This is a genomic window from Parasphingorhabdus halotolerans (genome assembly GCF_012516475.1).
GTDB classification, from domain to species: Bacteria; Pseudomonadota; Alphaproteobacteria; order Sphingomonadales; family Sphingomonadaceae; genus Parasphingorhabdus; species Parasphingorhabdus halotolerans.
In genome coordinates, this window is record NZ_CP051217.1 from 2,408,138 (window position 1) to 2,419,709 (window position 11,572).

Annotated in this window: 11 protein-coding genes; 4 read left to right on the plus strand and 7 right to left on the minus strand. The window is 52.0% G+C overall.

From position 1 onward, the window contains the following. Nucleotides 1–70: 70 nt before the first annotated feature. The 4 genes from HF685_RS11860 to HF685_RS11875 all read left to right on the plus strand — a co-directional run bounded on the left by HF685_RS11860 (nt 71) and on the right by HF685_RS11875 (nt 4,639). Nucleotides 71–1,165 carry a CaiB/BaiF CoA transferase family protein gene (locus HF685_RS11860; RefSeq protein ID WP_246218601.1) on the plus strand — a complete coding sequence of 365 codons (1,095 nt, stop codon included), beginning with the start codon at nt 71–73 and terminating at the stop codon, nt 1,163–1,165. Further along, complete coding sequence (locus tag HF685_RS11865) at nt 1,162–2,316, plus strand: acyl-CoA dehydrogenase family protein (protein ID WP_168820160.1); 1,155 nt, start codon at nt 1,162–1,164, stop codon at nt 2,314–2,316. Before HF685_RS11860 ends, HF685_RS11865 begins: the two co-directional genes overlap by 4 nt. Before the next feature lie 134 nt (nt 2,317–2,450). Beyond that, nucleotides 2,451–3,083, plus strand: coding sequence for an isochorismatase family protein (locus tag HF685_RS11870; protein ID WP_168820161.1), 633 nt, complete (start codon nt 2,451–2,453; stop codon nt 3,081–3,083). 230 nt (nt 3,084–3,313) lie between these two features. Continuing rightward, nucleotides 3,314–4,639 carry a tyrosine-type recombinase/integrase gene (locus HF685_RS11875; protein WP_168820162.1) on the plus strand — a complete coding sequence of 442 codons (1,326 nt, stop codon included), beginning with the start codon at nt 3,314–3,316 and terminating at the stop codon, nt 4,637–4,639. 362 nt (nt 4,640–5,001) lie between these two features. Here the strand turns inward: HF685_RS11875 and HF685_RS11880 are convergent, their stop codons facing one another. From HF685_RS11880 to HF685_RS11905, 7 genes are all read right to left on the minus strand, one after another. Next, nucleotides 5,002–5,346 (minus strand): single-stranded DNA-binding protein, encoded by a 345-nt coding sequence (locus HF685_RS11880; RefSeq protein WP_168820163.1) that lies wholly within the window; start codon nt 5,344–5,346, stop codon nt 5,002–5,004. 830 nt (nt 5,347–6,176) lie between these two features. Next, nucleotides 6,177–6,560: a hypothetical protein gene (locus tag HF685_RS16120; protein WP_211051172.1), complete on the minus strand. Its 384-nt coding sequence runs from the start codon at nt 6,558–6,560 to the stop codon at nt 6,177–6,179. 196 nt (nt 6,561–6,756) lie between these two features. Beyond that, complete coding sequence (locus HF685_RS11885; protein ID WP_211051174.1) at nt 6,757–7,092, minus strand: hypothetical protein; 336 nt, start codon at nt 7,090–7,092, stop codon at nt 6,757–6,759. Nucleotides 7,093–7,154: 62 nt separating this feature from the next. Continuing rightward, complete coding sequence (locus HF685_RS11890) at nt 7,155–7,388, minus strand: hypothetical protein (protein ID WP_168820165.1); 234 nt, start codon at nt 7,386–7,388, stop codon at nt 7,155–7,157. 160 nt (nt 7,389–7,548) lie between these two features. After that, nucleotides 7,549–8,259, minus strand: a complete 711-nt coding sequence (locus tag HF685_RS11895) for a DUF6624 domain-containing protein (protein WP_168820166.1) — start codon at nt 8,257–8,259, stop codon at nt 7,549–7,551. A 63-nt stretch (nt 8,260–8,322) separates the two neighbouring features. Further along, nucleotides 8,323–10,407 carry a M13 family metallopeptidase gene (locus tag HF685_RS11900; protein ID WP_168820167.1) on the minus strand — a complete coding sequence of 695 codons (2,085 nt, stop codon included), beginning with the start codon at nt 10,405–10,407 and terminating at the stop codon, nt 8,323–8,325. Between the two features lie 101 nt (nt 10,408–10,508). Next, entirely contained in the window at nt 10,509–11,570 is a 1,062-nt protein-coding gene (locus HF685_RS11905; protein WP_168820168.1) for a helix-turn-helix transcriptional regulator, read from the minus strand. Nucleotides 11,571–11,572: the final 2 nt, after the last annotated feature.

Below are 11,572 nucleotides of genomic sequence, written 5' to 3' on the forward strand. Positions count from 1 at the left end.
AGGATATCCGCTCGAAGGTTTGAAAGTTCTCGATTTCTCGCGGGTCGTCGCGGGTCCTTTTGCCACGCGCATGTTGTCTGACCTTGGTGCTGATGTGCTCAAGATTGAACCGCCGGAAGGCGATGTTACGCGTACTTTTAGTAATCCCGGCGGCGGCGCGGCGGGTTTCTACATGCAGCAGAATATCGGCAAGCGGAATATCTGCCTGGATTTGAAGCAGGAAGCGGCACGAGATTTGGCGCGAAAACTTGCAGCGGAAGCCGATATCGTCGTTGAGAATTTTCGCCCCGGTGTGATGGCAAAATTTGGCTTGGCGTGGGAAGACCTGAAAAAGCTCAATCCCAAGCTGGTGATGCTGTCGATTTCCGGTTTCGGGCAAACGGGTCCCGAGGCCAAGCGCGCGGCTTATGCACCCATTATTCATGCTGAATCCGGCCTGATCGGTCGGCAAGCCCAGATGAGCGGCGGTCCCGCCTATGATATGCAATTTGCCATGGCCGATTCTTATACTTCATTGCATGGGCTGATCGGTGTCTTGGCGGCCCTGCGGGTGGCGGAAAAAACAGGACAGGGTCAGCAGATTGACATGACATTGCTCAACGCGCTGCATGCCAGTGACGATTACGCCAACTGGGCGCTAGATGGTACTTGGCCGCGACCGGTGGAGACGATCGTCTGGCAGGCACCGGAGGATATGCAGCTCTTGATTGTTGGTGATATGCGCTGGCTGTGGCATTGTTTTTCAACCATGGACGACCTGCAAGACCCGACTCCAAAAGGCGCAGACCTCACCACCAAAATCAAACTGCGCCGTGAAGCAATGGAACATCATATTGCCTCCTACGAAAGCTTCGATGCGCTGACCAAGCGGCTCGATGCGATGAACCTCGCATGGGGTAAGGTGAATGAATTTGGCCCGGAAATTTATGAACAGGAAAGCATCAAGCATCGCGGCATTGTGGTGGATATAGAGGATGATATTGGTAACGCGCGTCGCACCGTGCAATCGCCATATCGGTTCTCTGAATCGCAAAGCGGCCTTCCCAGCGGAACGCGACTTTCCAGGCGCGGCGAGCATAATCTGGAAGCGCTAGAGGATTGGCTCGGCCTCCCGGCAGATGAAGTTGAAGCGCTCGCAGATGCCGGTGTTTTGTTGAGAGAATGATGATCGAAACCTATTCCGAAATCCGCGCAGAAGTCGCCAAGCTTTGCGCAAAATTCCCTGGCAGCTATTGGCAGGAAAAAGATCGCAATCGCGATTACCCCGAAGAATTTGTGAAGGCGCTGAGTGACGCGGGGTATCTTGCTGTGCTGATACCCGAAGAGTTCGGTGGGGCGGGTTTACCCCTATCAGCAGCAGCGGCAATATTGGAAGAAATCCATGCGCAAGGATGCAATGGTGGAGCATGCCACGCACAAATGTACACGATGGGCACGGTTTTGCGACATGGGTCTGAGGAGCAAAAATCGACCTATTTGCCAAAGGTGGCATCCGGAGACCTGCGCTTGCAAGCATTTGGCGTGACCGAACCAACCAGCGGCACCGACACATTGTCGCTCAAAACAACCGCGAAACGAGACGGTGATCATTATATCGTCAATGGCCTAAAAATCTGGACCAGCCGCGCCGAATATTCCGACTTGATGATCCTGCTCGCCCGGACCTCGCCCAAGGAAGAAGTCACCAAACGTACGGACGGCTTGTCGGTTTTCATTCTCGACATGCAGCAAGCCAAGGGTAACGGTCTCACCATACGCCCTATCGAGACGATGATGAACCACAGCTCGACCGAGGTATTTTTTGACAACGTGAAAGTGCCTGCGGAAAACCTGATTGGCGAAGAGGGGAAGGGGTTTAAGTATATCCTGACCGGGATGAATGCCGAACGTATTTTAATTGCATCGGAATGTATCGGCGATGCGAAATGGTTTATCGAGACCGCCAGCGCCTATGCCAGGGAACGCTCCGTATTTGGCCGTCCCATCGGGCAAAATCAGGGTGTGCAATTTCCGATTGCCAAAGCTTATGCCCAGATGCGTGCGGCCGAGCTGATGGTGCACGATGCGATTGCCAAATATGAGTCCGGCGAAAATTGTGGTGCCGAAGCGAATATGGCGAAGATGCTGGCTGCCGATGCGAGTTGGGCCGCCGGAGAGGCCTGCGTGCAGACTTTTGGCGGTTTCGGTTTTGCTGCGGAATATGATGTCGAACGCAAATTTCGGGAGACCCGGCTCTATCAAGTCGCGCCGATTTCGACCAATCTCATCCTTTCCTATATTTCTGAACATGTGCTGGATTTGCCGCGTTCCTATTGAACACGGTACGAAATATTTGCTCATGGTGCGGCGAAACTTGACGATGGACTGGACCGGTGCCAGCCGCATATTGACAGCAATGCCGATAACGCCTTGAGTAATAGAAATATGCCAGCAAAGATGGGGATGAAATAATGTCTGATCTGCATGATTCATATAGCTCTGCCGGCTTCGGCGGAAAGATTGGTTTTGGCAAACGCCCGGCGGTGATTATCATTGACGCCGCAAAAGCCTATATTGAAAAAGACGCCCCGCTTTATGTGGGTTCGGAAGACGCGTTTAATGGAATGATCGCGCTTGATAGGATGGCGCGGGCGGCAAATGTTCCGGTGATCTTCACCCGCGTCGAATTTGCTCCCGGTGGCGCGGATGGTGGCTTCTTCTATCAGAAAGTTGCCGCATTATCGCTGTTTCAAAAAGGTCAGCCGCTCGCGGAATTTGATGACAGGCTCAAGCCGCAATCCGGCGACATCGTGGTCACCAAACAATATGCCAGTGCGTTTTTCGGCACGACACTAGCGTCCACGCTTAATGCGCTGGGTATAGATACTTGTCTTTTAGCTGGCTTCTCAACTTCCGGGTGCGTCCGCGCCACAACGCTGGACGCATTACAAAACGGATTTCGCCCTGTCGTGGTAACTGAGGCTTGCGGTGACCGGGACCCGCAGGTGCAATCGGCCAATTTGTTCGATCTCGGGCAAAAATATGCCGACCTCAAGAATCTTGATGAAATCGCGAACTATTTAAGGTCGCTCGGTCAAGTTTAAGATAATGGCGCACCCGACAGGATTCGAACCTGTGACCTTCGCCTTCGGAGGCTTTAAAGTTCTTCTACGCTAGTGGGTGCGATTGGTTCTTTTTCTACTCTAACATACTGTAGTTAATAAATTAAATTGAAGCGCTCGCTCCGCCGGCATATCCTAAACTACGCCGCGATTTCCGTTCAGCTGCTTACGTGGTGCTTACGCGAAACCGGTCGACAAAGTTGGAGAGTAATATGCCAAAACTCAGCAAAAGGTTGGTGGATGCCGCCAAATCAAGAAATAAGGATTATGTTATCTGGGATGATGACTTAGCTGGCTTTGGTCTGCGCGTCTTCGCTTCGGGCAAACGTAGCTATGTTCTTCAATATCGCTCCGCCGGACGTTCGCGTCGCTATACCATTGGGCTTCACGGCGTCTGGACAGCTGAAACGGCGCGGCAGGAAGCGAAAATCCAGTTTGGCCGGATTGCACAAGGCAAAAATCCTGCCGAGGAGCGCCACCTCGATCACAAGGCGATCACCGTCAAAGAGCTTTGTGTTCTTTACCAAGCTGATCTCGAAGCGGGCCTTATTTTGGGACGGAAAGGGCGTCCCAAAAAGGCATCGACAATTACCTCGGATCTGGGGCGTATAAAGCGCCATATAATTCCGTTGATCGGAAACAGGCGTGTCAAGGATTTGACCAAGGCCGACACCAATAAAGTCATGAAAGACATTATGGCCGGGAAAACACGGTTATGCGTCAAAACAAAAATGCTTCGCGGCAAGTCCATTGTCAGTGGCGGTGCGGGAACGGCCGCGCGCACCATCGGTTTGCTGGGCGGAATTCTCACGTATGCGGTGGACGCAGGCATCATTGATACCAATGCAGCCCATGGCCTGCGCAAACCAAAAGACAATGTTCGGCAACGCAGGCTTTCCGAAGACGAATACCGCATTCTGGGGAGAATGCTCTCTGCCGCTGCCAGACAAGACAAATATGCAACGACTGTTGCGGTGATTCGTCAAATTGCACTCACGGGCTGTCGCCGTGGCGAGATTATTTCGTTGCCTTGGAAAGATGTTGATATTGAAAAAAGCTGTTTTCGCTTGTCTGATAGCAAGGAAGGCTATTCAGTGCGCCCGATTGGGTTGCCCGTCGTGGAGTTTCTGGAAAAGCACAGGGAAAATAACGATGGCACTTATGTGTTTCCAGGCTCCGGTGACGATAATGCCTACGGTGCTCTGCCGAAACATTGGCGAGAGATAATCAGAGATTCCCCGCTTTCGGATGTAACGCCGCATGTGTTGCGTCACAGTTTTGCGAGTATCGCTAACGATCTCGGTTTCACTGAAGTGACAATCGCTGCGCTGGTCGGTCATTCAAAGGGGACCGTCACCAGCAAGTATATCCATTCGCTCGACGTAGCTTTGGTTATGGCTGCAGATACTATTGCAGGATATATTCAAGGCCTTTTGGACGGCATGGAATTCAAGCATATGGCTTATGGGCTAGATCGTGGTTCGCGCAGTGCTGCACTTTCAAAATTTTTAGCGCGGGCAGAACTCGGACATGACTAGGGATTGTTAAACCTGAGTAGGGCGTGCACTTTGTTGTTCCCTATTTGGACATGTTTTGATCTTAACGATCTTGATCACGAAAAGAACTCATTTCTCCCCGTTACCGGCGGACTTCATAACCGATCCGACGTCTGATGGATAGGATTTTTGAAAGAGGTTTGTTCTCATCAAAAGGTGATCTGGTAACAAATAGCCACCTTGTTCATGCAAACTGCGGCGCGGTTTGACGGTGGAAGACAGGATGGAAAAATGCCGTTTTGAATATCCGAAACGACCGTTTTTCATTGTAGCCTAATTAGACAAAAGAAAAGGCCCGGTAGCGGATGCTACCGAGCCTTGGGAAATTGCAATGTCAGTTGCGTTTAGTCGGCAGATTTCTCTCTCGCCTTGGAAAGAAAATCAACCTGCTCGGCGATGATTTCGCAGCCGTAGCGGGTGATGTCATTTTGGTCGGTCCACTTGGTGTAATGGATACGTCCAGTGACCATGATCATGGCACCCTTGGTGACATGTTTGGCAACGCATTTTCCGATGCCGTTGAAGCAGGTGATGCGGTGCCATTCGGTATCTTGCTGACGTTCGCCTTCGCTGTCTTTGTAGGAGCGCGTTGTTGCCAGTGAGATGTTGGTAATCGTTGCATCTGATTTTGTTTCGCGAACCTCAGGATTGTTACCTACGAAGCCGACGAGTGTGACTGTGTTTTTCATGGATTGTGCCTTTCGAAGCTATCTTGCCCGTCCAAGGGACCATCCCTTTGACTAGCCCCGAAAGGTCCGGTTAGGGTCTGGACTGCACCGAATAATAATGAGGGAAACTCCGCAGTTTCACATGCAATGGGGGTGGTGCGGGCAGCAGCGCGTAGCGATGCAACACGGCCCTGAAGATTCGTGGGTTAGGCAGCACAATCAGCCTCATGCCGCATAAATGAGATTTGTGAGATTCTCGAAATGGAATTCCTTGCTCGTTGTGAATCTGATTTCCTGACGGGTCTCGCGCGAGGTGCAACGGCCATCATGGCAGGTTTCGTACCTTATCGAGATGAGGTAATCTGTTGGTTTCAGACCGGTAACCTTCGCAGATATCTGAAGAGTTCCTTCGTTTTGGCTGTGTGAGTTTGGCCCCGATTTTCTGAAGGAGAATAAGTTGGCCGCAACATCCACATTCTCAGAATGCACCAAGGGCTCAAGTTCAACTGATCGGACCACGAGCCTAGAAAAGTCATCCTCAACCGCGAACGTAAGCACCAGATTTTCGTGACGGGACCAAGAGCGTTCCTGATAAATCCCATATGATGTGACCTTCGGGGCCCCTCCTGAGGAGAAATACACCAATTTCACCGAGGCCTCAGGTTCCGCAGGCATTAGGCTGTATTTATGTCGGAGTTCTAATGTCGGCTTGAGCAGAACCGCCAAGATCGCAATTACGCTTATCACAAGCGCTACGCGCCCAAACAGTCGCCAGCATATCTTGCCGTTCTCTGCAGTCCATCTCATCCTATCTCAACATTCCTTGCGGAAGCCATAATCTCCCAGTCATATCATGAGTGGCTTCGCAAATATCGTGGCAGGACTAATCGCAAATCACGGGCGCATTTGATCATCAGGCGTTCCGTTGGATCGTCAGGTCGGAAATACGAGGTTGAGCTCTTGCCAAGCACTTTTTCCTTTTCCGATACTTTGCCCATATACCTGATGTTTAGGTCTTGCAGGCGAGGTGTCCTCTCGTGATTATCGATCGCAGCCAAGCCTGAATCGTCGTTGTTCACGAGCATGATATCCAGACACTCGGAGCCGACTTCGAATGATATGATAAGAGTATGGGCTCGAGCAATGAAGCTTGCTCGATACTGTCGTCCATTGACGGCAAGCGGCGCGAAACTGAAACCTAAGTCCGCTAGAAAAGGCTTGAAGCTGGTTTCCATGATCCGTTCGAACCGGTCAGTTCTCATGCATGCGCGATCCAAGTGACAATCGGTTTAACTTTGTGCTTTTTTGCAGCGCGCACTCCTAACGCCGCGAGCAGTCCGAATTGTGCTCCATGCGCGAGAAGGGTTGCCTGCGGGCTGACGGTCAGCGGACACTTCTTGCCAAGAGCTGGCTGAATACGGGGAACGATCATCACGCCAAATCCACCAAGTCAAGTAACGACACGTCTTTCAAACGGCCCATTATGAGGCAAGAATCCCAGCCGAATGCGCCAATAATGATCAAATCGTCGCCATCGAGCTTTAGCGGAGCAAGGCCGTCAAATATCTCGCGCATGCTGGCGCTCGATTCAAAGATCAGAAATCCACTATCCTCATTCCACAAATGCCCTGATGCAAATTCCTCGATCAGGAGACGCTGTTGGTCATGCTTGGACTGGTTTTGCGCTTCGTAGCGCGAAAAAACCCAATAGGTGTCGGGAAAATTTTCCGCCGCTGAGTCTGTCTTGCTTGTCCTTGTCTTGAGCAATTGCCAACAAAGAATGATGCAAAGAAGAACCAGAATTCCCAGCCTAAATAGGTGATCGATTGTCAATTCATCTCGTTATCCCGCATCCACGGGACCTCCTTCTTCGCATCGGCAATTGCCTCGGCCAGGGTCAGGTACAACCCAGATTCCCCGCAAGGTTCCCATATCTCGCCGCCAATGAAATCATCACGGACCATTCTCTCCAGTTCGTAATGCACAAGGCCAGTTCGAGAAATGAAGATGATCCGGGATTCTCGATCAGGGCTATAGCGGGTTTCCAGCTCTCTTTCGCTCATCTGGCGTCCCATTGTTGATGAACCGGATTTGCGTGAAGATGATGCCTGCAGCCCATCTCCGAGTTCTGAAAATAGTGACAGATCAAAGTGATGACTCGCGCTCATCTAGAATCTGTAGAAGCGATCGGCTGAGATCATTTTGTCTGATGTCTTCCTCGCCCTATTTCTCACGAGGCGGGAGGCCCAGCTCGGCACGGGCCGCATTCACCTTTTCGAGGTCCTCGACAGGTGTTGGTACGACTTCTCCGTCAACAAGTCGCTCAGTGACTCCGTAGGTTACGGGTTCACCGTGGGCAAAATTCATTTTGTCGACCATCGATGCATAGGCCATTGCTGGCATACGCCCTGCTAGCACTTCGGATTTGAATAGACAATCAAGGCGGCGTTGCGTTTCGCGGCTTGGCGGATGTTGCAGGAACAGCAAAGCGTTATCGTTGTCGTCGCCGATCCGCTGGCGCGATGGAAAGCCAAAGCGTTCGGTTATCCAAACGAGCAAGCCCCATGTCTGAGCATCATATGCGTTGGTTGCAAGGGCGTATTGCACGCGCAGCTCCTCAGTATCTCGTTGCGAAACCTCTTCGTTATAGCGTCGCATCAGGGCAAAGGCTTCTACAGGACTATCGGCGTCTGATAGTTCATCACGGTACCGTGCAATATCTGCGGGATGAAAACTGCGTAGCTTGTACGCGGCACGAACATCGAAGTCGCCTTCTCGACGCTCTTTTAGCATAGCGCGGATCCAAGCCTTCTCCCCAGCGCTGGGTTCATGAATCACCCGATCCGGCTCAATGTACTCCTGCGCAAAGGCCACTTGTGGCACGATCGCCAGATCGACAAGGCCTGCAATACCCGTCGGAAAGAATTTGATCATCGCACTCTCCTTTAGCATCTGCAGATTTCAAACTCGGGATGTCCTAGGGTGAACCTCCGGTCGCTACCAAAGCACTATGCGTTCGTCTGGAGGCAGGTAGAGCTCTGAAGTCTCGCCAATACCAAAGTGGCGGTACCAAACGTCCATATTCCTCAGGACGCCGTTGACCCTGAATTCAGATGGCGGATGGGTTTCATGGTTTGCGATTTCCCTAAGCGCATCGTCGGTCGCGATTGTTCGGGTTTGTTGCGCTGTTGCCAGAAAAAAGCGCTGATAGCCGGTAAATCCGTCAAGCACCGGCGGTCCATTCTGGTAATGGTCTTCCGCATACAGTTCATATGCGCGAAATGCGATCGACGTGCCTACGAGATCGCCGACAATTTCACCGATCATCTGATCGGCCTTTAGGTGGACCCCGGCAACAGGTTCGTATCTCTCAAATTGCTCAATCAGGGTATCAGTCTGCTGCTTATAGGCAGCCCGGGATCCGGGCGACCACCAATTTCTGAGCGCCCCGTTGCTGTCGAACTGCGATCCCTGGTCATCAAGGGCATGCCCAAATTCGTGTGCGATAGTCTCGCCTATGGCCCCGAAGTTAACGGCTGGGTCAGCGTTGGGATCAAAAAATGGGGGCAAGAGCGCGCCGGCCGTGATGAAAATCTTGTTGTACTGCTGATGATAGCCCGCACCAATCCGGTGCGGGTGCATGTTCCAATCCCCGAACCGGGAAATCGGCTTGCCAATCCGATCACGCTGCACTGCCCAGCGATAGTCACTCAAATTGGCATAGTTGCCAATCAGGTTATCGCGATCAGTGGCGAGATTAGACCAGTCTGTACCTTCTTTCGGTTCACCAATCTCCACAATGATAGCATCCAGTTTGGCGATCGCCTCATCCCGGGTTGGATCGTCCATCCATTCGGATTCACGCAATCGCTCCCGAAACGCCTGGCGGACATAGAAAATGATTTGTTCGACCTGATCGCGATTGGCAGCTGGCAAATTCTCCTGAGCGTAGATCTTCCCGATATCTGCGCCCAAATGGCGCTGAACGAGCTGGATTGCACGATCGGTTCGCGGCAGGCGTTCCTCTGCGCCAAAGAGGCTGCGCTGGAAGAAGTCGAACTCGGCCTCGGCATATGGCTCGGGCAGCATTGCGGCATGATTGTCGATCCAGTGGAACGCAAGGTAGGACGCGAGCGCATCGACCGGCAACTGTTCAAAGAGTTCTGCACTCTCTTTGATCGCGCCGACACCCAGGTTCACTTGCTCAAGGTCTTCAAGACCTCGAGCAGCTAGAAAGTCAGACCACGGAAAACCTGGAGCGAGTGTTTCAAGCCTGCCAATTGGAACTAAGTTGAAGCTCGCTCCGGCTTCGCGCAAGCGGGCAAAATCCCACATGATACTGGCGAATTTGGTCTCAAGCTGAAGTACGTCACGGGCACGCTGTTCTGTCCGATCAACACCAGCCCGCTCCAGCGTGTCTGCAACGTATCGGACATAGCCTTCGCGATGCTCAGGGTAGGGAGCCAGTTCGCTTTCATAGTAGATTTGCCCCGGCAATCCGAGGCCGGTGGTCCGATACTGCGCTATCGTCAAGACATAGCCGCCTTGCATATCGATTGGCGGTTGAACAATGAGGTTGAAGATGGAGCTCGAACGTGGATTAGCCATCCAAGCAGCTATTTCCTCGTGGGTTTGCAACTGCAGAATGGCTTGAACTTCACGCTGCAATCCTGCCGCCCCTGAATTGTCGATCTGGTCCTTGTTCAGGTAGCTTAGGTAGAAATCCCCGATGCGGCGTTCAGCGGGCGTGCTTGCATTTTCTCCTGCGTCGGCCGCTCGCGTGATTAATGTGGTGATCTCGTCAATGATTTTGTCCTGCACGGCATATGGTTCGCTGTAGAAGGAATAGCCAGGCGGAAGCTCAGTTGATTTCAGCCAACCTTCGTTTACGTATTGATAAAAGTTATCGCCGGGCAAAGTCGATACGCTGAGCTGGTTTGTGGCCACGCCCCAAGCGCCAAATTCCGGATTTCGCAGCTTAGAAGCTTCAGAGTTTGCTACAGAAGAGAAACTCAAAAACACCAGAAAAATGCAAGAGACGACAAGCACTTTCGATTTCCATGGGGCTGCCTCATTAGTCATTGTCCATCTCCGCTTGCATGAGCGCAAACAAGCAGACGAGATAACCCAAGTCCCCTCAATTTTGAAAAAGAATGCGCAATTCTGAAAATAAGCGGTGAATTCTAATCTGGCTCGGCTTCAGCGAGGCATTTTTGGCGATATTCACTGGGCGGCACCCCTTCGGATATCCGAAAGACCCGGTTGAAGGAGGCTAGCGAGCCAAAACCAACGTCCATCGCAATTTGCAGCACCTGTTTGCGAGCGCAATGTGGATTCGAGAGGTCCGCTTTTGCAGCAGCCAACCGATAGTGATTCAGAAAACTTGAGAAATTCCGGTAGCCCAAGCCGCGATTGATCAATGCCCGCAACTGGTGCTCAGGAATCCTCATTCTTTCCGCCAGCTGCGATATCGTGAGTCCATGTTCGCGATACAAGTGCTCCTCATCCATGATCGCAAGAAGCCGGTCCCTTGCATATTGGTCCCTGGGATCGATTTCAGTACCGGGAATCTTGTCGGACTTAAATGCGTCGTGTCCAAAAGCCAGCATTCGCAAGTCGAGTTTCACAAACGAGATGAATCCCCAAATGGCCAAGGGCAGGCTTAATGCCACGCGGAACAGTGAGACTGCCTCAGGGTATTGTTGATGCAATTGCGACTGGACAAGAATTGCCGCACCTCCTGCAACCGCCAGCGCAAATGGGAACCAAAAGCGCGCTGCCCGACGGCGCGGCACTAGGTCATTTTTGATACCGGTCATGATGGACCAAAACAGATGCCCCATCAGGGCTATGGATGCCAGATCGAGCGCTGAGATCATGGTTTCCACAGGCAAGGTAAGCAGACCATGTTGTGCCAGCTGGACCAGCGCCATCCAGGCTATATAGATAATGCCAAAGCTCGCTTTCGGCAGGTCAATCCGGAATTCGTCATCAAACAGCGCCAGAGCGAAAAGCCAAATCAGCACAAAGTTCGGCAATTCGATGATCCTGAAGCCAATCGCAAGCGGCTCGGGAGGAGCCAGGGTTTCCGGCAGCGTAGCAAGCAAGAGGCCGGAAAGCGACACGGCAAGGCAACCGCCCAGAACAATTCTTATGTTCTTGGGAGAATGCCGAAATGCAATGATGGCAAAAACCAGCAGGATAGCGACGGTCGAAAACCGCAAAAGTGCTTCAAAAAAAAGCATCT